Raw genomic sequence first — 20,268 nt, 5'->3', positions numbered from 1 at the left:
CAGCGGCGGCCGGCCCGGTGGCCCGGCCCGGCCGGTCTCAGCGGTCGTGGCGCGACGGCGCGACCGTCACCTCGACCCGCTGGAACTCCTTGAGGTCCGAGTAGCCCGTGGTGGCCATCGCCCGGCGCAGCGCGCCGAAGAAGTTCATCGAGCCGTCCGGCGTGTGCGAGGGGCCCAGCAGGATCTCCTCGGTGGAACCGACCGTGCCCAGGTTCATCACCTTGCCGCGCGGCACGTCCTCGTGGACGGCCTCCATGCCCCAGTGGTGGCCGCGGCCCGGGGCGTCCTCCGCCCGGGCCAGCGGGGAGCCCATCATGACCGCGTCCGCGCCGCAGGCCACGGCCTTCGGCAGGTCGCCGCTCCAGCCGACGCCGCCGTCCGCGATGACGTGGACGTACCGGCCGCCGGACTCGTCGAGGTAGTCCCGGCGGGCGGCGGCCACATCGGCGACCGCGGTGGCCATCGGCACCTGGATGCCGAGCGTGTTCCGGGTGGTGTGCGCGGCGCCGCCGCCGAAGCCGACCAGCACACCGGCCGCGCCGGTCCGCATCAGGTGCAGCGCGGCGGTGTACGTGGCGCAGCCGCCGACGATCACCGGCACGTCGAGCTCGTAGATGAACTGCTTGAGGTTGAGCGGCTCGGCGGCGCCCGACACGTGCTCGGCGGAGACCGTCGTGCCGCGGATGACGAAGATGTCGACGCCGGCGTCCACCACGGCCTTGGAGAACTGTGCGGTGCGCTGCGGGGACAGCGCGGCGGCGGTGATGACGCCGGAGTCGCGCACCTCCTTGATCCGCTGCCCGATCAGCTCCTCGCGGATCGGGGCCGCGTAGATCTCCTGCATCCGGCGGGTGGCGGTGCGCTCGTCCAGCTCGGCGATCTCGGCGAGCAGCGGCTCCGGGTCCTCGTAGCGGGTCCACAGCCCTTCGAGGTTGAGCACGCCCAGACCGCCCAGCTCGCCGATCCGGATGGCGGTGGCCGGGGAGACCACCGAGTCCATCGGGGCGGCGAGGAACGGCAGCTCGAACCGGTAGGCATCGATCTGCCAGGCGATCGAGACCTCCTTCGGGTCGCGGGTGCGCCGGCTCGGCACCACGGCGATGTCGTCGAACGCGTACGCCCTCCGGCCGCGCTTGCCGCGCCCGATCTCGATCTCAGTCACAGTTGGCCTTTCCCAGTTCGGTCTGCCGTCCCAGTATCGCCGACCCCGTGCGGGCGCCGGTGCGCGGCGGCGGTTACCGGCGGCTGTAGTTCGGCGCCTCGCTCACCATCTGCACGTCGTGCGGGTGGCTCTCCTTGAGACCGGCCGCCGTGATCCGCACGAAGCGGCCCTTCGCCTTGAGCTCGGGGACGTCCGCCGAGCCGACGTACCCCATGGAGGCGCGGAGCCCGCCGATGAGCTGGTGGGCCACCGAGCCGAGCGGGCCGCGGTAGGGCACCTGGCCCTCGATGCCCTCGGGGACGAGCTTGTCCTCGGAGAGCACATTGTCCTGGAAGTAGCGGTCCTTGGAGTACGAACGGGCCTGGCCGCGCGACTGCATGGCGCCCAGGGAGCCCATGCCCCGGTAGGACTTGAACTGCTTGCCGTTGATGAACACCATCTCGCCGGGCGACTCCTCGCAGCCCGCGAGCAGGCTGCCCAGCATCACGGAGTCGGCGCCGGCCGCGATGGCCTTGGCGATGTCGCCGCTGTACTGGAGACCGCCGTCACCGATCAGGGGGACGCCGGCCGGTCCGCAGGCGCGCGCGGCCTCGTGGATCGCGGTGACCTGGGGGACGCCGATGCCGGCGACCACGCGGGTGGTGCAGATGGAGCCGGGGCCGACGCCGACCTTCACCCCGTCCACGCCCGCGTCGATCAGCGCCTGGGCGCCGTCACGGGTGGCGACGTTGCCGCCGACCACGTCGATCTCGACATTCGACTTGATCTTGGCGATCATGTCGAGGATGCCGCGGCTGTGACCGTGCGCGCTGTCCACGACGAGGAAGTCGGCACCGGCCTCGACCAGGGCCTGCGCCCGGTCGTACGCCTCGTCGCCGACGCCCACCGCGGCGCCGACGATCAGCCGGCCCCCGGCGTCCTTGGCGGCGTTCGGGTACTGCTCGGCCTTGACGAAGTCCTTGACGGTGATGAGGCCCTTGAGGATGCCCGCCCCGTCCACCAGCGGCAGCTTCTCGATCTTGTGCCGGCGGAGCAGCTCCATGGCGTCCGCGCGGGAGATCCCGACCGTGCCGGTGACCAGCGGCATCGGCGTCATGACCTCGCGGACCCGGCGGCTGCGGTCCAGCTCGAAGGCCATGTCGCGGTTGGTGACGATGCCGAGCAGCTTGCCCGCCGGGTCCGTGACCGGCACTCCGCTGATCCGGAACTTGGCGCAGAGCGCGTCGGCCTCGTGGAGGGTGGCGTCCGGGCGGACGGTGATCGGGTCCGTCACCATGCCGGACTCCGAGCGCTTGACCAGGTCGACCTGGTTGGCCTGGTCCTCGATGGCGAGATTGCGGTGCAGCACGCCCACGCCGCCCTGCCGGGCCATGGCGATGGCCATCCGCGCCTCGGTGACCTTGTCCATCGCGGCGGAGACCAGCGGGATGTTGACCCGGACGTTGCGCGAGACCCGGGACGAGGTGTCGACCGCGTTCGGGAGCACCTCGGAGGCGCCCGGCAGCAGGAGCACATCGTCGTATGTCAGCCCGAGCATCGCGAATTTCTCGGGCGTTCCCTCGACGTCGTCAGTCATGACACCTTCCCAGTGCTCTTGCCCAGCGCGGACTCCCCATGCTAACGGCCTGCGGAGGATCCCCGTCCCCCGCGCCGGAACCACCCCCGCACCGTCCGCGCACCGTCCGCGCACCGCCTCGGGAGCGGGTACGGACGGCGCCGCGGCACCGTCCGCCCGGAGCCGCCCCTACTGCTCGGCCAGGGCCCGCAGCCGGCTCAGCGCGCGGTGCTGGGCGACCCGCACGGCCCCCGGCGACATACCGAGCAGATGCCCGGTCTCCTCGGCGGTCAGCCCGACGGCGACCCGCAGCAGCACCAGTTCGCGCTGGTGGTGCGGGAGGTTGGCGAGGAGCTTCTTGGCCCATTCGGCGTCACTGCTCAGCAGCGCGCGCTCCTCCGGGCCCAGGGAGTCGTCCGGCTGCTCCGGCATCTGGTCCGAGGGGACGGCCGTGGAGCCGGGGCCGCGCATCGCGGCCCGCTGCAGATCCGCGACCTTGTGCGCGGCGATGGCGAAGACGAACGCCTCGAAGGGCCTGCCGGTGTCGCGGTACCGGGGCAGTGCGCACAGCACCGCCAGGCAGACCTCCTGCGCCAGGTCGTCGACGAAGTGCCGGGCGTCGCCGGGCAGTCGCGAGAGCCGGGTGCGGCAGTAGCGCAGGGCGAGCGGGTGCACCTGGGCGAGGAGGTCTCCGGTGGCCCGTTCGTCACCATCGGCCGCGCGCCGGACGAGTGCACCGATCCCCCCCGGGCCGCCTCCGGCCACGGGGGAACCCGGCTTCTCGGTGTCACGCATCGGTCCATGGTGCCTTGGCCCCGGACCGTGCGGCGCACCGCCTCCGCACTTGTGCACCGAAGCGTTATGAGCAGGTGCGCCGGCTGTCATGTCGCGCGCCCTCCCCCCGACCGAGCCGTCCCCGAGGAAGTCCATGTCTCCAAGGATGCGGCAGCCCGCGCGAAACGGGGATGTGACTCCCCTCGCCGGGCGTTCCGGCGGTGCGCCGCCTCGCCCGCCCGGGACGGGCGAGGACCGTCGCGTTCCCCCGCTGTCGCGGCACTAGCGGACCAGGCCCCAGCGGAAGCCGAGGGCGACGGCGTGGGCGCGGTCGGAGGCTCCGAGCTTCTTGAACAGCCGGCGGGCATGGGTCTTGACCGTGTCCTCGGAGAGGAACAGTTCGCGGCCGATCTCGGCGTTGGAGCGGCCGTGGCTCATGCCTTCCAGCACCTGGATCTCACGGGCGGTGAGGGTGGGGGCGGCGCCCATCTCGGCCGAGCGCAGCCGGCGGGGGGCCAGCCGCCAGGTGGGGTCGGCGAGCGCCTGGGTGACGGTGGCCCGCAGTTCGGCGCGGGAGGCGTCCTTGTGCAGATAGCCGCGGGCGCCCGCGGCCACCGCGAGGGCGACGCCGTCGAGGTCCTCGGCCACCGTGAGCATGATGATCCGGGCGCCGGGGTCGGCCGAGAGCAGCCGGCGCACGGTCTCGACACCGCCGAGGCCGGGCATCCGCACGTCCATCAGGATCAGGTCCGAACGGTCGGCGCCCCAGCGGCGGAGCACTTCCTCGCCGTTGGCGGCCGTCGTCACGCGCTCGACGCCGGGCACGGTCGCTACCGCCCGGCGCAGCGCCTCTCGGGCAAGCGGGGAATCGTCGCAGACGAGGACGGATGTCATGGCCGTCCTCCGCAGCTGATGCGCGTCACCTTGAGCCTCCAGGCTGGTACGTAGTCGTCACCTGGGCGGCGGCCGCGGACCGGGCCGTGCCCGGTCGTTCACGGCGTCAACCGCCTCCGCACTTTCAACGATGGTCACCCGAAAGGGTTACGGGCCCCGGCCCCCGGCTCCGACCAGGGGCTCCGGACGGACTATGCCCTATTTGGTGGCATTAATGCTGCTTTGCTGACGAGTGTGGCTAGATTTTCCATGAGTAATATTTTCAGGTGGTTACACATCGAACGTGCGGTTGCGGGCACTCCCCTACGCGCGGTCGCGGGCACCTCCGGCCGTGGCCACCCGGCCTCCGAAGCCTTACCGGTACCTCCCGAGGAGACGAGCCATGGCAGATTTCTCCCGCCTTCCCGGACCCAACGCCGATCTCTGGGACTGGCAGCTGCTGGCTGCCTGCCGCGGGGTCGACAGCTCGCTCTTCTTCCACCCGGAGGGCGAACGCGGGGCGGCCCGGAGCGCGCGGGAGAACTCGGCCAAGGAGGTCTGCATGCGCTGCCCCGTCCGCTCCGAGTGCGCGTCGCACGCCCTGACGGTGCGGGAGCCCTACGGCGTGTGGGGCGGGCTGACCGAGGACGAACGGGAGGAACTGATGGGCAGGGCCCGCAACCGGCTCGTCCCCACCGGGCAGGCGCCGGGGCACCAGGAGCCGGCCCGGTGAACCGCGTCCGGCTGCCGGGCCGGGACGGCCGCCGAGGGGGACGAAGCGCCGGCCGCCGTGGTTGACCGGGGCCGGCCGGGGCAGCCGACGGTCATGACGACGGGTACGACAGACGAGCGGGCGGTGCGGCCTGACCCCGCCCGACGGCACGGGCGCGGGCACGGGCGGCTTCTCCCCTCCGTCCCCATGCGTCTCCTCTCCGTGAACACCGGCCGCGCGCGCCGCTCCGGCCACACCGACCAGACCCAGGGGCTCACCGGGATCGGCAAGAGGCCCGCGGCGGGGCCGGTGGCCGTGGCGGCGCCCGGCCCCCGGGGCTCCGGCGGCAGCGGCGTCGCCGGGGACACGGTGTGCGATCTGCGCTTCCACGGCGGCGAGCACCAGGCGGTGTACGCCTACGCCCGCGAGGACCTGGACCGCTGGGAGGCCGAACTCGGCGGCGCCCTCCCCAACGGGATCTTCGGCGAGAACCTGACCACCGCCGGTGGGGACGTGAACGGCGCCCTGATCGGCGAGCGCTGGCGGATCGGCCCCGACCTCCTGCTGGAGGTCAGCGGCACGCGCATCCCCTGCCGCACCTTCGCCGGGCATCTGGGCGGAGCCGGGCTGCTGCCGACGGCGGACGGCCGGGGCTGGATCAAGACCTTCATGCGGGCCGCCGTCCCGGGCGCGTACTTCCGGGTCCTCCGGCCCGGCTCCATCCGGGCCGGCGACGCGGTGACCGTCGAACACCGTCCGGACCACGAGGTCACGGTGTCCTTCCTGTTCCGGGCCCTGACCCTGGAACCGGCGCTGCTGCCGCGCGTCCTCGCCGCGGGCGACGCCCTGCACCCGGAGTCCCGCGAGACCGCCCTGCGGCGGACCGCCGTCGGCTGACCGGGCCGGCACCGGCCGCCGGGGACCGCCCCGGTGCGGCGGGCGGCGGGCCGGTGGGGCGGGCGGCGGGCCGGTGGGGGGACGAGACCTTGCCCTGACGGCCCGTACGGCCCGGGCTCCGGGAGAATTTTACTGACTTACCGTCAGATGGTTTGCGGCCGCGGGGTGTCCTGCCCGGAGCGGCCGACGCGGGGCAGGGACCGGGAAGATGAGGAGCGGCACGGCGGCCGTCGACGGCTTGCGGATACCGTGCGCGTATGACGACTGCGTTGATTACGGGAGCCACGGCGGGCATCGGTGCGGCCTTCGCCCGGCGGCTCGCCGCCGACGGACACCATCTGGTGCTGGTGGCGCGCGACGAGAAGCGGCTCCGCGAACAGGCCGCCGAACTGCACGACCGGCACGGCATCGAGGTGGAGGTGCTGTCCGCCGATCTCTCCACCGAGCAGGGGATCGCGGCCGTGGGAGCCCGGCTGGAGGACCGGAAACACCCGGTCGACCTGCTGGTCAACAACGCCGGATTCGGCAACCGCGGCTCCTTCCTCGACGTACCCGTGGAGGACGAGCTGACCATGCTCAAGGTCCACTGCGAGGCGGTGCTGCGGCTGACGTACACGGCCGTCGCCGGGATGCGGAACCGGGGCCGGGGCGGGGTGATCAACGTGGCCTCCGTGGCGGCCTTCGTCCCGCGCGGGACGTACGGCGCCAGCAAGGCCTGGGTCGTGCAGTTCACCCAGGGCGTGGCCCATGACCTCGCCGGGTCGGGGGTGCGCCTGATGGCCCTGTGCCCCGGCTTCGTGCGGACGGAGTTCCACGAGCGGGCCGGCATGGGGACGGACAACATCCCCGGCTGGATGTGGCTGGACGCGGACCGGCTGGTCGAGGCCGCGATGAAGGATCTGGACCGCGGCAAGTCGCTGAGCGTGCCGGATCCCCGCTACAAGACCCTCACGGGACTGGTGAAGCTCGCGCCGCGCAACATGCTGGGCGGGCTCTCCACCCGTACGGGACGCAAGTTCGGCCCGCGGTGACGGCTGCGCCGGACCCGGAACCCCGGGACGGAGCGAGGGCGTTACGCGACCGGGGCCGGGAGCCCGCGGCCGTGCCGCCGGAACCGCCGAAGCCGGCGCCCCCAGCGGGGCGCCGGCTTCCTGCGTTCCCTGCGCTGGGTACGCTCCCTGCGCGCGGCCGGAGCCGGTCCGGACCGCCCGGCGCGGGCGGCCCGGTGTCCGGTCGCGTCAGTGGGAGTGGCCGTGGCCGTGGCCGGCGGCCTCCGGCTCCTCCTCGGCGGGCTTCTCGACGACCAGGGTCTCGGTCGTCAGCAGCAGCGAGGCGATGGAGGCGGCGTTCTCCAGGGCGGAGCGGGTGACCTTGACCGGGTCGATGACGCCGGCCTTGACCAGGTCGCCGTACTCGCCGGTCGAGGCGTTGAAGCCGTTGCCCTTCTCCAGGTCGGCGACCTTGGAGGTGATGACGTAGCCCTCCAGGCCGGCGTTCTCCGCGATCCAGCGCAGCGGCTCGACGGCGGCACGGCGGACGACGGCGACACCGGTGGCCTCGTCGTGCTCCTTGCCGAGCGAGCCCTCCAGCACCTTGGCGGCGTGGACCAGCGCGGAACCGCCACCGGAGACGATGCCCTCCTCGACCGCGGCGCGGGTCGCGGAGATGGCGTCCTCCAGACGGTGCTTCTTCTCCTTGAGCTCCACCTCGGTCGCGGCGCCGACCTTGATCACGCACACGCCGCCGGCCAGCTTGGCGAGGCGCTCCTGGAGCTTCTCGCGGTCCCAGTCGGAGTCGGTGGTCTCGATCTCGGCCTTGATCTGCGCGACCCGGGCCTGCACGTCCTCGCTCTTGCCGGCACCGTCGACGATGGTGGTGTCGTCCTTGGTGACGGTCACGCGGCGGGCGGAGCCGAGCACGTCCAGACCGGCCTGGTCGAGCTTGAGGCCGACCTCCTCGGCGATGACGGTGGCACCGGTGAGGGTGGCCATGTCGCCGAGCATCGCCTTGCGGCGGTCGCCGAAGCCGGGCGCCTTGACGGCGACGGCGTTGAAGGTGCCGCGGATCTTGTTGACGACGAGGGTGGAGAGGGCCTCGCCCTCCACGTCCTCCGCGATGATCAGCAGCGGCTTGGAGGAGCCGGCCTGGATGACCTTCTCCAGCAGCGGCAGCATGTCCTGGATGGAGCTGATCTTGCCCTGGTGGATCAGGATGTACGGGTCGTCGAGGACGGCCTCCATGCGCTCCTGGTCGGTCACCATGTACGGCGAGAGGTAGCCCTTGTCGAAGGCCATGCCCTCGGTGAAGTCGAGCTCCAGACCGAAGGTGTTGGACTCCTCGACGGTGATGACACCGTCCTTGCCGACCTTGTCCATCGCCTCGGCGATCAGCTCGCCGACCTGCTTGTCCTGGGCGGACAGGCCGGCGACCGCGGCGATGTCCGACTTGGAGTCGATCGGGCTGGCGGTGGCCAGCAGTTCGTCCGACATCGCCTTGACGGCGGCGTCGATGCCCTTCTTCAGGGCGGCCGGGGAGGCACCGGCGGCGACGTTGCGCAGGCCCTCGCGGATCAGCGCCTGGGCCAGCACGGTGGCGGTGGTGGTGCCGTCACCCGCGACGTCGTTGGTCTTGGTCGCCACCTCCTTGACGAGCTGGGCGCCGAGGTTCTCGTACGGGTCCTCGACCTCGACCTCGCGGGCGATGGTGACACCGTCGTTGGTGATGGTCGGAGCGCCGAACTTCTTGTCGATGACGACGTTGCGGCCCTTGGGGCCGATCGTCACCTTCACGGTGTCGGCGAGCTTGTTGACGCCGCGCTCGAGGGCGCGACGGGCGTCCTCGTCGAACTTAAGGATCTTCGCCATGGGTTGCCTGAGTCCTCTCAACGAGCCGCGCCCCGGCGCCCGGTGGTTCAGTACACGGGATGGCCGGGGCGCAGATCAGAATTGCTGGGGTGAATTACTTCTCGACGATCGCGAGCACGTCGCGAGCCGAGAGGACGAGGTACTCCTCGCCGCTGTACTTCACCTCGGTGCCGCCGTACTTGCTGTAGAGCACGACATCGCCGACGGAAACGTCGAGCGGAAGACGGTTGCCTTCCTCGAAGCGGCCCGGGCCGACGGCAAGGACGACGCCCTCCTGGGGCTTCTCCTTGGCGGTGTCCGGGATGACCAGGCCGGAAGCCGTGGTCTGTTCGGCGTCGAGCGGCTGGACCACGATGCGGTCCTCGAGCGGCTTGATGGCAACCTTGGAGCTGGCGGTCGTCACGATCCGACCTCCCCCTTCGGAGATCTCACGGGGTTAACTGTCTGAGGTGGCGACCGGGTAAATCCGTCGTCGCGGGTGCCGGACCTGCCCGTCGCTGTGTTGGCACTCGCCGGTGGTGAGTGCCAGCGCCGAGCCTATGACGGCGTTAGCACTCGGTCAAGCTGAGTGCCAACGAGTCGCGGCGCCGGCGGTCCGGTCCGGGGGCGGCCGGAGGACCGCCGGGGCGCGTGGGACTCCCGGGGGCGCGCGGACGGCCGCACGCACGGGTGCCGGGCGGGCGCCCGGCCCGGGGACGTGCGGGCCGGAACCTGCGGGCCGGGGACGTGCGGGCCGGAACCTGCGGGCCGGAGCGTGCGGCCCGGGGACGTGCGGGCCGGTTCGCCGGCGGTCATCCCATCGCGGACATGTCCATGTACACGGCCTCCCAGTGGTGCCCGTCCGGGTCCTGGAAGGAACGGACGTACATCGGGCCCTCCTCCATGGTGTCGCCCGCCGGTGAACCGCCGGACGCCAGCGCGGTGTCCACCAGCCGGTCGACCTCCTCGCGGCTCTCGGCACCGAGGGCGGTGATCACCTGGGCGCTGCCGGAGGTGTCCGGGATCTCCTTCTTGGTGAATCCCTTGAAGAACGGCTCGGCGAGCAGCATGGCGTAGATGCTGTCCTCCTTGAGCACCAGGCAGGCGGCCTTCTCGTCGGAGAACCGCTCGTCGAAGGAGTAGCCGAGGGCGCCGAAGAAGGCGCGGGAGCGCTGGACGTCCTTGACGGGGAGGTTGACGAAGATGCTGGTGGTGGCCATGGGGTCGCCTCTTCTCTCTGGTCCGCGCCGTCGCCGGTGCGGAGCCGTGCTGTGCGGCCGGCGCGGTCTGCGCCGTCTGCGCCGTCTGCAGGGGTGGACGAGCGGGCCGGGCGGAACTCATCGGTGCCGGCGAGCCGTTCCCCGGGCTTTGCCTGCGCCGGGTGCCGGGGGTGGGGGGCTCTCGATGTAGTCCTCCAGCAGGGCCACCGCGAATCCCTCCTCGGTGGCCTGGTCCAGCAGCCGGCGCAGAACGTCCCGCATGTCGCCCTTCCAGTGGGACGGTCCGCGGAAGTGCGTCAGGACGATGTCACCCGGGTGGAAGCGCCCGTCCAGCCTCCCCCGGCGGTACTCCGTCCGCCCCGGGAAGACCTCCTCGCTCCACAGCGGCACGACCTTGATCCCGCACGACGCGGCGGCGCGCAGGGTGCCGCGGTCGTAGCCGCCGAAGGGCGGGCGGAACATCGTGGGGCGTACGCCGGTCTCGCGCTCCAGGTTGTCCTGCTGGGCGCAGATCTCCCGCCGCTGCCGCTCGTACGGGAGGGCGGGGAGGTAGGGGTGGGTGAGGGTGTGGTTCTGGATTCCGGCGCCCAGGTCGCGCAGTCTCCGGAAGTAGCCGTAGTCCTCGCGGGCGAGATCGTGCGTGAGGAAGGCGCTGACCGGGACGTTCAACTCCCGGACCATGCGGAGCAGACGGGGGTCCTTGTCGGCGCCGTCGTCGATGGTCAGGAAGATGACGCGGTCGTCGGTGGGGACCCGGGTGATCACATGCGGCAGTCCGTCCTCCGGGCGGTGCGGCCCGCGGCGCAGCCCTTCCGGGGTGGTCAGCGCCGGTTTGACGGCGGGCGGGGGCGGCGGGGCGAGCGGCGCCGAGCGCAGGCCCCACCGGCGGGCGACCGCCAGACGCACGGCCGGGGCACGCCGCAGCCGCTCGGCGCGGGCGGCGAGCGCGCGGGCGGGGGCGGAGAGCAGATCACCCGCGCCGAGAACCTCGTCGGGGGCGGCGTTCCGGGCGTCGTGGGACGGGCCGGGGTCCGGCCGGCGCTCCTCGGAGGGGGCGCAGGCGGCGGCGATGAGCCCGGTGAGGACGAGCGCGGCGGCGGTACGGCCGGTACGGGGCCGGGCCGCCCTGCGGGGCCGGCCGGGGTGGCCGGGGCGGGGGTCCGGGGCGCCGGGCGGATGCGGGGCGCCCGGGGGAGGCGAGGGGTCCGGAGGAGGCGAGGGGTCCGGAGGAGGCGAGGGGTCCGGAGGAGGCGAGGGGTCCGGAGGAGGCGAGGGGTCCGGAGGACGGGCGGCACGGCCGGGGTGGGCCTCGGTGCCGCCGCAGTCGCGGGCGGGGCCGGGGGCACGGGAGTGGCCGGTGCCGTGGGGCCGGCCGGAGCGGAGCCGGGCCGACGGGGCGGAGGTCCGGGGGGCGCGGGGCCGTGACCGCCGGGTCTGCGCCGTCATCAGCCTCATCGTTTTGTGAGTTTTTCGTACAACTCCCATGAAATCGGATGCTGCCAGTGCCTCCACCCGGCGCAACTCCGGTGCCCCGTCCGCCGGTCGCCACCCCCCCCGTATGGCCCACAATGAGCAGGTGAACGACCCCGCCGCCGACTCCGCCGCCGACCTCGCCGCCCCACCCGGTTCCGCCGATCCGGCCGATCCGGTCGATCCGGCCGTCGCGGCCTTCTCCGCGCTGCTCACCGACGAGGGGCGGGCGCTCCTCGGCGCACTGCGCGACCACGACCCGGCGCGTGAACTGGCGACCGCCACCCGGCTGCGCCGTGACCACCCGGCCGAGCTGGTGTCGGCCGCGCTGGGCCAGGCGCGGCTGCGGCAGCGCGCGGTGGCCAAGTTCGGCCCCGGGGACGCGTACCGGATGTACTTCACCCCGAACGGCGTCGAGCAGGCGACCCGCACATCCGTCGCCGCGCACCGTGCGCGCCGTCTCTCCGCCCTCGGCGTGCGGCGGGTGGCGGACCTGTGCTGCGGCATCGGCGGGGACGCGATCGCGCTGGCGCGGGCCGGGATGTCGGTGCTCGCGGTCGACCGCGATCCGCTGACGTGCGCGGTCGCCCGGGCCAATGCCGAGGCGCTGGGCCTGGGCGGGCTGATCGAGGTGCGGCGGGCGGAGGTGACGGAGGTGGACACGGCGCCGTACGACGCGGTGTTCGTGGACCCCGCGCGGCGCGGCGGACGCGGCCGGGTCTTCGATCCGGAGGCGTACTCGCCACCGCTCTCCTGGGCCATCGGGGCGGCGCGCCGCGCACCGTACGCGGCGCTGAAGATCGCCCCCGGGGTGCCGCACGAGGCGGTGCCGAAGGACGCCGAGGCGGAGTGGATCTCGGACGGCGGGGACGTGAAGGAGGCGGTTCTCTGGTTCGGCACGGGCACGGGAACCGGCGCCTCCGGCGGGCGCCCCGGTGCCGGTACCGGCAGCCCCGTCACCGCCGGCTCCGGTGCCGGCTCCGGTGCCGGCTCCGGTGCTGGCTCCGGTGCCGGCTCCGGCAGTGAGACCGGTATCAACACCCGTACCACCAGCGGCACTCGCGCGGGCACCGGCCCCCCCGTCGAGCCGGGGGCCTGCCGCGCGACGCTGCTGCCGTCCGGCGCGTCCCTGCTGGGCGCCGCGCTGCCCGACCCGGAGGCCGGGCCGGTGGGCCGCTACCTCTACGAGCCGGACGGCGCCGTGATCCGGGCCCATCTGGTGGCGGACGTGGCGGCGGAGCTGGACGGCGGCCGCCTGATCGACCCGACCATCGCCTACATCACGGCGGACACACTGACGCCGACCCCGTACGCGACGGCCTACGAGATCACCGACAGCCTCCCCTTCAACCTCAAGCGGCTCAAGGCGCTGCTGCGCGAACGCGAGGTCGGCACGCTGACGGTCAAGAAGCGCGGATCGGCGGTCGAGCCCGAGGAACTGCGCAAGCGGATCAAGCCCAGGGGCCCGAACGCGGCCACGGTCTTCCTCACCCGCGCGGCCGGAGCGCCGGTGATGCTGATCGGCCGGCCGGTGCCCCGCTGAGACGGTCCGGCCGGGCTCCCGCCCCTGGTGAGGCGCCGTTCTGTCCAATGGGCGAGACAGATGGAATGGGATGCCCCCCTCCCGTGTTGAGTCCCGACACCGTACGGATGTGCGGATGTGCGGATGTGCGGATACACGGATGCATGCATGAGCGGGGACGGAGAACCGGGAATGGGCCGCAGGGACGAGCGGGACGGCCAGATCGCCGACATCACGATCGTGGCCCTGGTCTGCGTCGTGTGCACCGGTGCGTTCGGCATGGCCGGGCAGGCGGTGTCCGAAGGGCTGCTGGAACGGTCGGTCGCGGGCCGGGCCGTCGAGATGGCCGCGTGGTTCACCGGGGTGGTGGTGTCCGCCTTCTGGGCGGTCGGCCGCCTCCGCTGAGCGGGCGGGCGAGCCGGCCCGGTGGCCGCACCGGCGTCCGCACGTCCGGACGCCCGGACGCCCGGACGCCGGGGATCGCCCCACCACACGGGACACGGCCGGACCGACGGCCCCTCGGCCCCCGCCCGCCCGGCAGTCACTCGGGGCCCCCGGCCGCCCGGCGCACCGCTCGCCCGGCGGCATCCGGCGGCGGTCCGGCCCACCCGGCACGGCGTATGGCGGCACCCCCGCCGGAGACCCCGAATCGCCCGTGGAATCCCGGGACTTGGGGCTGACGGCACGGCTGCCGCACCGGGTCTCCCCCGCCGGAGCGGCCGGCCGGTGACCACACCGCCGGCCCACGCCCCGGGGGTCCACCCGTACGGCCGCACCGGCCCCCCGTACGGGTCGCCCGCCGGGCGCGGCGGGCGGGGGGAATGCAGGCTGCGGTCTGGAAGACATCGCCCCCGGGCGGGCGGACCCCCGTCGCCCGCGCCGGAATCCGCGGCCGGGCGGCCACCGGGCCGCGCACTCCGCGAAGTCCGGCCGTACAACGCCCGGCATCCGGCTCCGGCATCCGGCTGCGGCGTCCGGTCCCTGTCCCCGGGCGCCCGGCTTCCCGGCCGCGCAGTCCTGTGACCGGGGTTCCGGCGCACCGGTGACCCGGCCGTGCCGCGGGGCGGTGAGACGGCCTCGGTGGCGCAGCCGCGCCACCGGTCAGAAAGGACCTCCCCGTGCCACCTGCCACCCCTCCCCGCCGCTGGCGAAGATTCGCCGCGGCGACCGCCCTGGCCTGCACCGTCGGCGCCTTCGCCCCGCCCGCCGCGGCCGGCACCGCCGCGGCGGCCCAGGCCTCCGCACCGGCACCCGTACCCGCGGGTGCGGGACCGGGCGGGGGCGCGGGCGCCGGCTCGTCACCCGTGCCGCACCTGGACTGGGCGCCCTGCACGCACGCGCCGCGGTACGACTGCGCCACCGCCCGGGTCCCGCTGGACCACCGGCGTCCCTGGGGGCGCACCATCGAGCTGGCCGTCATCAAGCGGCCCGCGGTGGAGCCCCACCGCCGCGTCGGCTCGTTGTTCTACCACCCCGGTCTGAGAGCTGACGGCACGGAGGCGCTCCGGGAGACCTACGACGATTTCCCGCTCGCGGTGCGGAAGCGGTTCGACATCGTGAGCTGGGACCTGCGCGGCACGGGGAAGTCCACGCCGCTGAGGTGCTTCCGCTCCACCGCCCGGGCGCTGCGCTGGGCCGAGAGGCTGCCGGAGGGCTTCCCCGTCGGCGCGCGGGAACGCCGGGTCTGGATCAAGGGCTGGGCCGAGCTGGGACGGCGCTGCGCGAAGCGGGCCCCGGCCCTCATCCGGTACATGTCCGCCGCCGACACGGCCCGTGACCTGGACCTGCTGCGGGCGGCCGTGGGCGACCGCCGGCTGAACTACCTCGGCACCTCCTACGGAACGTTCGCCGGGGCCACCTACGCCAACCTGTTCCCGCGGCGGGTCCGGGCCATGACCCTGGACAGCAACGTCAACCCGCGGGAGTGGGTGCGCCGGGGCTCCTGGCTGCCGACCTTCCTGCGGCAGGACTTCGACCTCGCCTCGGCCCAGGGCCTGTCCCGCTTCCTGGACCTCTGCGGCCGCAGCACCCCGGACGACTGCGCCTTCTCCGCGGGCAACCCGCAGGCCACCCGCAGCAAGTTCGAGCGGCTGCTGCACCGTCTGCGGCACGACCCCCAGGGGTACTGGACCTACGCCGCGACCGTGTCCTTCGCCGTCGAACAGCTCCGCGACGTCGACCCGGGCTGGACCGAACTGGCCGACAAGCTGCAGGAACTGTGGGAGGACAGCGCCCCCGCCGGGCCGGGCTCCGGGATCCGCGCCCGGACGCTGCCCGCACCGGCGCACGCCTCCTGGCACGAGGACGACAACTACCCCGGCTTCGAGTGGCAGTACGCGATGATGTGCGGGGAGAGCCCCAACCCGCGCGATCCCCGGCGGTACCGGGCCATCGAACGGTTCAGCCGGGCCCGCGCCGGTGACCCCGGTGCGTACTGGACCTGGCGCAACGAGCCCTGCGCCACCTGGCCCGCCCGCGCGGCGAACCCCTACACCGGCCCGTGGGACCACTACACGGCCCCGATCCTGACGGTCGGCATCACCAACGACCCGACGACGCCCTACGAGAACTCCCGGGCCATGACGCGGCAGCTGGCCAACGCCCGCCTCCTCACCGTCAAGGGCGACGGGCACATGGCCCTGATGAACCCGAGCGACTGCGTGAAGCGCCACGAGAGCCGCTACTTCATCAAGGGCGCGCTCCCGCCGCGCGGCACGGTCTGCCGCCAGGACACCCGCCCCTTCGGCCCGCTCGGCTGATCCGGCCGGCCCTCGCCACGGGCGCCCCGCTCCGGTCCACTCCGGGGCGGGGCGCCTCGCGTTCCACCCGCGGCGAGCGGGCGCAGATCACCGGCACACCGACCGCCGCACCCGGTCACCCGGGCAGGTCCAGTTCGACGCGGACGGTCTTGCCCACACCCAGGCGGTGCAGGACGCGCCAGCGGTCCGCCAGCGCCTCGACCAGCAGCAGGCCCCGGCCGCTCTCGGCCAGCGGGCCGGGGGCGGCCACGGCGCCCGGTCCGGGCGGGAACCGTTCGGTGCGCGCGTCCGCGACCTCGATCATCAGCGTGACCGGGCAGAGCCTCGCCCGGACCTCGAACTGCCGCCCGGGGACCCGGCCGTGGGTCGCCGCGTTCGCCGCCAGTTCCGCGACGAGGAGCGCGGCGGCGTCGGAGAGTTCCGAGCCGGGTGGGAGGCCCCAGCCGTCGAGCTGGTACACGGTGTGACGGCGGGCGAGCTGCGCGCCGAGCGGCGTCGAGGCGAACCGCCGGGTGAACATACGTACGGTGACGGGCGCGCGGGGGTGCAGTGGTGCGGTCATGCCGCCCACCGTCCTGCTCTGAGCAGGCACTTCTCCAGCCCGGACGGTCGTACTCCCGGTCAGCGTACGACTACGTTCAGTAGACGCTGCACACAACTGTGCGTGAGCATGAAGGAGTTCGGGAGCACCACGGGGAGCGGCAGTACGCGGAGGGGACGGCCATGACGACGGTCGCATCGGAGGGCACCGGCGGCGAGGGCGGCAACGGCGCGGTGGGCTGTACGGGCGGCGGCAAGGGCAGCGAACCCGAACCCACCGAGAGCCTCAAGACGTTCGGGGCGGTCGTCAAGGCGTTCCGCGCCCGGGCCCGGCTGACGCAGGAACAGTTCGCACCGCAGGTGCGGTACTCCGTCCAGACCGTCGCCTCGATCGAGCAGGGCCGCCGCTTCCCACCGGACGACTTCGTGGAACGGGCGGAGGAAGTCCTGGACGCGTTCGGAGCGCTACGGGGCGCGGCCAAGCATCTGACCCGGCGACCGGGGCTGGCGTCCTGGTTCCGCCAGTGGGCCTCCCTGGAGGAGGATGCGGTGAGCCTGTGCACGTACGAATGCCGGGTGGTGCCCGGCCTGTTGCAGACAGAGGCGTATGCGCGGGCGGTGACATTGAGCGTGCCACCACCCCCGTCCGACGAGCAGGTGGAGCAGCGTGTGGCGGCGCGGCTGGAACGGCAGCGACTGCTGAAACGAGTGCCGCTCATCGCCATCAGCTTCATCATCGACCAAGCAGTGATCGAGCGGCGGACGGGTGGGCGCGAAGTCACCGGCGAACTCATCGATCACCTGCTCACCTGTGCTTCGCTGACAAACGTTGAGCTCCAAGTCATGCCGCTGCAGCAGCGCGATCACGCGGGGCTCGACGGGCCGATCCTCCTCCTTGAGACAGAGGGCGCCCGGTGGTTGGGCTACTCCGAAGGCCAGCAGTCCGGCGGACTGATTTCTGACCCGAAGCACGTGAGCATCTTGCTCCAGCGCTATGCCAAGATGCGCTCACAGGCTCTTACCCCTGTGGATTCCGTGAGCCTGCTGAAGCGAATCCAAGGAGCGCTATGAGTTCCACTGAACTGGCTTGGTTCAAGAGCAGCTACAGCGGGTCACAGGGTGACGCATGCATTGAAGTCGCCCTCTCCTGGCGTAAGTCGAGCCACAGCGGGTCGGACGGCGATCACTGCGTCGAGGTCGCCTCCTGTCCCGGCACGGTCCATGTCCGCGACTCCAAGGACAAGGCCGGTCCTCAGCTCGCCCTGTCCCCCGCCGCCTGGGCCGCCTTCGTCTCCTACGCGGCCCGGGGCTGATCGGCGGCACTGAACCGGACGAACACGGCGGCGCCCCACACCGGATGCGACATGGTGCGGGGCGCCCCCGTCTCCGTACGGGAAAAAGACGGACCGGCCCGGCTTCCGTGCGGCAGAAGGCGGGCCGGTCCCGGTGGGCGCGGGTATCGGGACGCTGTGCGCGCGGGGTCCCCGATGCCCTGCCCGGTCGGGAGAGGCGGTGGATGGTGAGCGGTGAGCGGTGGGCGATAAGCGGTCGGCGCCCGGGCTGTCAGCCGGTCACCAGCAGGACCTCCAGGGTGCGGGGGCCGTGGACGCCCTCGACGCGCTGGAGTTCGATGTCGCTGGTGGCCGAGGGGCCCGAGATGAAGGTGAGCGGACGGGCCGGGTCGAGCCGCGCCATCGCCTCGGGGACGGACGCCACGACCTGGTCCGCGCGGACCACGCACAGGTGGTGGTCGGGCACGAGCGTCAGCGCGCGCCGGCCCTGGCCCGGGCCGCCGTCGAGGACGAGGGTGCCGGTGGCGGCGATCGCCGTGACCGCCGTGGTCACCACGCCGTCCACCGCGTCGAGTTCGGTCACGGTCAGCGGCGGGTCGCCGTCCGGAAGCAGCCGGGGCACGAGGCCCGGGACCGCACCCGGGGGCGGCTCCGGGCGCCAGTGTTCCGGGAAGCCGTCCGGCAGGACGACCCGGGCGGCGGCGCGCGCGGCCAGGGATTCGGCGATGGCGCCCGCGACCGCCTCGTCCGGGACCGTCCGCACCGTCGCCTTGTAGTCGACGAGCCGGTCTTCGAGCAGCCGCAGCGCCTCGGGCGATCCGGGGGCCTCGGGGCCGGCGTGGGAGTAGGGGCGCTCCACCGGGACGGTCGCGGGCACCGGGCCCTGTCCGGACGCACCGGGTACGTCGGACAGGGCGCGGCGGATGCGGCCGAGGATCGCCTCGCGGGCCTCGTCGTTGCGCCGGTCCGCCGGTGTGCCGGAGACCGGTGTGCCGGAAGCCGCTGAGCCGGAGGCCGTTCCGGGGACGGGCGCGGGTTCGGGGGCAGGTTCGGGCGCGGGTTCGGGCGCGGGTTCGGGGGTGTTCTGCGGGGTCATCCGTGGGTCCTCTTCCACCAGGCGCGGAACGATTCCTGCGGCGGGGCCGGGGTGTCGCGGGCGTCGCTCCAGGCCGACAGCGGTCCGGGCAGCCGCCCGATCCTCCCCGGTGGGGTGTGACCCCGCCCGGCGAGCAGCCGGCCGCCGAGGGAGCCGAGCCGCTGGGCGGCGGCGAGCCGGCGGGCATCGGAGAGCACCCAGCGGGCGGCCTTCATCACCATCCGTTCGGAGAACGCGCCGCGGCGGCCGCCCTTGTCTCCCGTGCCGCCCGCGCTCGCGCCCCGTCCGCCGTCCGCGTCGCCGCCCGGGCCGCCGCCGCTCCCGGCGGCCCGGCGGGGCGCGTCGCCGTCCGGTGGCCCGTCGGCGACCCTGGCCCGCAGATGGACCAGCACCTCCGGGATGTTGATCTTCACCGGGCAGACGTCGTAGCAGGCGCCGCAGAGCGTGGAGGCGTAGGGCAGGGACTTGTCCACGTCCGACTGGACGCCGCGGAGCTGCGGACCGAGGATCGCGCCGATGGGGCCCGGGTAGACCGAGCCGTAGGCGTGGCCGCCGACCCGCTCGTAGACCGGGCAGACGTTCAGGCAGGCCGAGCAGCGGATGCAGTTGAGGGCCTGGCGGCCGATCTCGTCGGTGAGGACGTCGGTGCGCCCGCCGTCGAGGAGCACCAGGTGGAAGGTCTCCGGGCCGTCGCCGTCGGCGGTGCCGGTCCAGGTGGAGGTGTAGGGGTTCATCCGCTCACCGGTGGAGGAGCGGGGCAGGAGCTGGAAGAAGACCTCCAGGTCCTGCCAGGTCGGCACCAGCTTCTCGATGCCGACGACGGAGATGAGGGTCTCGGGGAGGGTGAGGCACATGCGGCCGTTGCCCTCCGACTCGACGACCACGGCGGTGCCGGTCTCGGCGACGAGGAAGTTGGCGCCGGAGATGCCGACCTTGGCGCGCAGGAATTTCTCCCGCAGATGGCGGCGGGCGGCGCCCGCCAGGTCGCGGGGCTCGTCGGTGAGGCCGTCCGGGGCCGGGGTGCCGTAGTCGCCCATGGAGCGGAGGAAGGTCTCGCGGATCTCCGAGCGGTTGCGGTGGATGGCGGGGACGAGGATGTGCGAGGGGAGGTCGTCGCCGAGCTGGACGATCAGCTCGGCGAGGTCCGTCTCGTACGCGGCGATGCCGGCTTCGGCCAGTGCCTCGTTGAGTCCGATCTCCTGGGTGGCCATCGACTTGACCTTGACGACTTCGGTCTCGCCGGTGGCCTTGACCAGTTCGGTGACGATGCGGTTGGCCTCGTCGCCGTCCCGCGCCCAGTGGACCTGCCCGCCCGCCGCCGTGACCTTCTCCTCCAACTGGAGCAGGTAACGGTCGAGATGGCGCAGAGTGTGCTCCTTGACGGCCCGTCCGGCCTCGCGCAGCTCCTCCCAGTCGCCGAGTTCGCCGACGACCGCCGCCCGCTTGCCGCGGATGGTGCCGGTGGCGTGTGCGAGGTTGCGGCGCAGCTGGGTGTCGCCCAGTGCCGTCGCGGCCCCCTCGGGGAAGGCCGGCATGCCGACGAACGTCCCGCC

The 20,268-nt window shown here is 73.4% G+C and carries 19 protein-coding genes; 8 read left to right on the top strand and 11 right to left on the bottom strand.

Going from position 1 to position 20,268, the window contains the following annotated elements:
- Positions 1–37: 37 nt before the first annotated feature.
- The 4 genes from KBZ10_RS26860 to KBZ10_RS26845 form a co-directional block, all read right to left on the bottom strand.
- The gene (locus KBZ10_RS26860) at positions 38–1,162 is read right to left on the bottom strand and encodes a GuaB3 family IMP dehydrogenase-related protein (protein ID WP_210990327.1); all 1,125 of its coding nucleotides are present in this window, start codon (positions 1,160–1,162) and stop codon (positions 38–40) included.
- A 73-nt stretch (positions 1,163–1,235) separates the two neighbouring features.
- On the bottom strand, positions 1,236–2,738 hold the full coding sequence (gene guaB, locus KBZ10_RS26855) for an IMP dehydrogenase (RefSeq protein WP_210990326.1): 1,503 nt from the start codon (positions 2,736–2,738) through the stop codon (positions 1,236–1,238).
- A gap of 168 nt (positions 2,739–2,906) precedes the next feature.
- Positions 2,907–3,512: a sigma-70 family RNA polymerase sigma factor gene (locus tag KBZ10_RS26850; RefSeq protein WP_019710499.1), complete on the bottom strand. Its 606-nt coding sequence runs from the start codon at positions 3,510–3,512 to the stop codon at positions 2,907–2,909.
- 261 nt (positions 3,513–3,773) lie between these two features.
- The gene (locus KBZ10_RS26845; protein WP_003948568.1) at positions 3,774–4,385 is read right to left on the bottom strand and encodes a response regulator transcription factor; all 612 of its coding nucleotides are present in this window, start codon (positions 4,383–4,385) and stop codon (positions 3,774–3,776) included.
- 382 nt (positions 4,386–4,767) lie between these two features.
- On the opposite strand from KBZ10_RS26845, the gene KBZ10_RS26840 reads away from it, so the two are divergent.
- The 3 genes from KBZ10_RS26840 (at position 4,768) to KBZ10_RS26830 (ending at position 7,004) form a co-directional block, all read left to right on the top strand.
- Positions 4,768–5,097, top strand: coding sequence for a WhiB family transcriptional regulator (locus KBZ10_RS26840; RefSeq protein WP_210990325.1), 330 nt, complete (start codon positions 4,768–4,770; stop codon positions 5,095–5,097).
- A 186-nt stretch (positions 5,098–5,283) separates the two neighbouring features.
- Positions 5,284–5,973, top strand: coding sequence for an MOSC domain-containing protein (locus KBZ10_RS26835; protein WP_210990324.1), 690 nt, complete (start codon positions 5,284–5,286; stop codon positions 5,971–5,973).
- Positions 5,974–6,230: 257 nt separating this feature from the next.
- Complete coding sequence (locus tag KBZ10_RS26830) at positions 6,231–7,004, top strand: SDR family oxidoreductase (RefSeq protein ID WP_210990323.1); 774 nt, start codon at positions 6,231–6,233, stop codon at positions 7,002–7,004.
- A 207-nt stretch (positions 7,005–7,211) separates the two neighbouring features.
- Here KBZ10_RS26830 and groL read toward each other — a convergent pair whose 3' ends face one another.
- The 4 genes from groL to KBZ10_RS30175 form a co-directional block, all read right to left on the bottom strand.
- Positions 7,212–8,837: a chaperonin GroEL gene (gene groL / locus KBZ10_RS26825; protein WP_210990322.1), complete on the bottom strand. Its 1,626-nt coding sequence runs from the start codon at positions 8,835–8,837 to the stop codon at positions 7,212–7,214.
- A 94-nt stretch (positions 8,838–8,931) separates the two neighbouring features.
- Positions 8,932–9,240, bottom strand: coding sequence for a co-chaperone GroES (gene groES, locus KBZ10_RS26820; RefSeq protein WP_210990321.1), 309 nt, complete (start codon positions 9,238–9,240; stop codon positions 8,932–8,934).
- Between the two features lie 388 nt (positions 9,241–9,628).
- Positions 9,629–10,036 (bottom strand): VOC family protein, encoded by a 408-nt coding sequence (locus tag KBZ10_RS26815; RefSeq protein ID WP_210990320.1) that lies wholly within the window; start codon positions 10,034–10,036, stop codon positions 9,629–9,631.
- A 117-nt stretch (positions 10,037–10,153) separates the two neighbouring features.
- Positions 10,154–11,482: a polysaccharide deacetylase family protein gene (locus KBZ10_RS30175; RefSeq protein ID WP_282107892.1), complete on the bottom strand. Its 1,329-nt coding sequence runs from the start codon at positions 11,480–11,482 to the stop codon at positions 10,154–10,156.
- 112 nt (positions 11,483–11,594) lie between these two features.
- Between KBZ10_RS30175 and KBZ10_RS29875 the strand changes: the two genes are divergently transcribed.
- The 3 genes from KBZ10_RS29875 to KBZ10_RS26790 all read left to right on the top strand — a co-directional run bounded on the left by KBZ10_RS29875 (position 11,595) and on the right by KBZ10_RS26790 (position 15,787).
- Positions 11,595–13,049, top strand: a complete 1,455-nt coding sequence (locus KBZ10_RS29875) for a class I SAM-dependent methyltransferase (RefSeq protein ID WP_247703042.1) — start codon at positions 11,595–11,597, stop codon at positions 13,047–13,049.
- 147 nt (positions 13,050–13,196) lie between these two features.
- A complete protein-coding gene (locus KBZ10_RS26795; protein WP_210990319.1) occupies positions 13,197–13,433 on the top strand; it encodes a hypothetical protein in 237 nt (78 codons plus the stop codon).
- A 713-nt stretch (positions 13,434–14,146) separates the two neighbouring features.
- Positions 14,147–15,787 (top strand): alpha/beta hydrolase, encoded by a 1,641-nt coding sequence (locus KBZ10_RS26790; RefSeq protein ID WP_210990318.1) that lies wholly within the window; start codon positions 14,147–14,149, stop codon positions 15,785–15,787.
- Positions 15,788–15,902: 115 nt separating this feature from the next.
- On the opposite strand, the gene KBZ10_RS26785 is transcribed toward KBZ10_RS26790, so the two are convergent.
- A complete protein-coding gene (locus KBZ10_RS26785) occupies positions 15,903–16,349 on the bottom strand; it encodes an ATP-binding protein (protein WP_210990317.1) in 447 nt (148 codons plus the stop codon).
- 161 nt (positions 16,350–16,510) lie between these two features.
- Between KBZ10_RS26785 and KBZ10_RS26780 the strand changes: the two genes are divergently transcribed.
- The gene (locus KBZ10_RS26780; RefSeq protein WP_210990316.1) at positions 16,511–17,398 is read left to right on the top strand and encodes a helix-turn-helix transcriptional regulator; all 888 of its coding nucleotides are present in this window, start codon (positions 16,511–16,513) and stop codon (positions 17,396–17,398) included.
- On the top strand, positions 17,395–17,640 hold the full coding sequence (locus KBZ10_RS26775) for a DUF397 domain-containing protein (RefSeq protein WP_210990315.1): 246 nt from the start codon (positions 17,395–17,397) through the stop codon (positions 17,638–17,640). The genes KBZ10_RS26780 and KBZ10_RS26775 overlap by 4 nt, the downstream gene beginning before the upstream one ends.
- A gap of 250 nt (positions 17,641–17,890) precedes the next feature.
- On the opposite strand, the gene KBZ10_RS26770 is transcribed toward KBZ10_RS26775, so the two are convergent.
- Complete coding sequence (locus KBZ10_RS26770; protein ID WP_210990314.1) at positions 17,891–18,715, bottom strand: LUD domain-containing protein; 825 nt, start codon at positions 18,713–18,715, stop codon at positions 17,891–17,893.
- Positions 18,712–20,250, bottom strand: a complete 1,539-nt coding sequence (locus KBZ10_RS26765; RefSeq protein ID WP_210990334.1) for a lactate utilization protein B — start codon at positions 20,248–20,250, stop codon at positions 18,712–18,714. The genes KBZ10_RS26770 and KBZ10_RS26765 overlap by 4 nt, the downstream gene beginning before the upstream one ends.
- Positions 20,251–20,268 lie beyond the last annotated feature (18 nt).

The organism is Streptomyces sp. F63 (genome assembly GCF_018070345.1).
Lineage (GTDB): Bacteria > Actinomycetota > Actinomycetes > Streptomycetales > Streptomycetaceae > Streptomyces.
This window is presented reverse-complemented; position numbering and strand designations above follow the sequence as displayed.

What these genes read in the sequence shown, in the direction of transcription:
- KBZ10_RS26795 (WP_210990319.1), top strand. Translation starts at nt 13,197, where the DNA reads ATGAGCGGGGACGGAGAACCGGGAATGGGCCGCAGGGACGAGCGGGAC.
- KBZ10_RS26845 (WP_003948568.1), bottom strand. Translation starts at nt 4,385, where the DNA reads ATGACATCCGTCCTCGTCTGCGACGATTCCCCGCTTGCCCGAGAGGCG.
- KBZ10_RS26830 (WP_210990323.1), top strand. Translation starts at nt 6,231, where the DNA reads ATGACGACTGCGTTGATTACGGGAGCCACGGCGGGCATCGGTGCGGCC.
- KBZ10_RS26835 (WP_210990324.1), top strand. Translation starts at nt 5,284, where the DNA reads ATGCGTCTCCTCTCCGTGAACACCGGCCGCGCGCGCCGCTCCGGCCAC.
- groL (WP_210990322.1), bottom strand. Translation starts at nt 8,837, where the DNA reads ATGGCGAAGATCCTTAAGTTCGACGAGGACGCCCGTCGCGCCCTCGAG.
- KBZ10_RS26840 (WP_210990325.1), top strand. Translation starts at nt 4,768, where the DNA reads ATGGCAGATTTCTCCCGCCTTCCCGGACCCAACGCCGATCTCTGGGAC.
- KBZ10_RS26775 (WP_210990315.1), top strand. Translation starts at nt 17,395, where the DNA reads ATGAGTTCCACTGAACTGGCTTGGTTCAAGAGCAGCTACAGCGGGTCA.
- KBZ10_RS26765 (WP_210990334.1), bottom strand. Translation starts at nt 20,250, where the DNA reads ATGCCGGCCTTCCCCGAGGGGGCCGCGACGGCACTGGGCGACACCCAG.
- KBZ10_RS26770 (WP_210990314.1), bottom strand. Translation starts at nt 18,715, where the DNA reads ATGACCCCGCAGAACACCCCCGAACCCGCGCCCGAACCCGCGCCCGAA.
- KBZ10_RS26850 (WP_019710499.1), bottom strand. Translation starts at nt 3,512, where the DNA reads ATGCGTGACACCGAGAAGCCGGGTTCCCCCGTGGCCGGAGGCGGCCCG.
- guaB (WP_210990326.1), bottom strand. Translation starts at nt 2,738, where the DNA reads ATGACTGACGACGTCGAGGGAACGCCCGAGAAATTCGCGATGCTCGGG.
- KBZ10_RS29875 (WP_247703042.1), top strand. Translation starts at nt 11,595, where the DNA reads ATGGCCCACAATGAGCAGGTGAACGACCCCGCCGCCGACTCCGCCGCC.
- KBZ10_RS30175 (WP_282107892.1), bottom strand. Translation starts at nt 11,482, where the DNA reads ATGACGGCGCAGACCCGGCGGTCACGGCCCCGCGCCCCCCGGACCTCC.
- KBZ10_RS26780 (WP_210990316.1), top strand. Translation starts at nt 16,511, where the DNA reads ATGACGACGGTCGCATCGGAGGGCACCGGCGGCGAGGGCGGCAACGGC.
- KBZ10_RS26815 (WP_210990320.1), bottom strand. Translation starts at nt 10,036, where the DNA reads ATGGCCACCACCAGCATCTTCGTCAACCTCCCCGTCAAGGACGTCCAG.
- KBZ10_RS26785 (WP_210990317.1), bottom strand. Translation starts at nt 16,349, where the DNA reads ATGACCGCACCACTGCACCCCCGCGCGCCCGTCACCGTACGTATGTTC.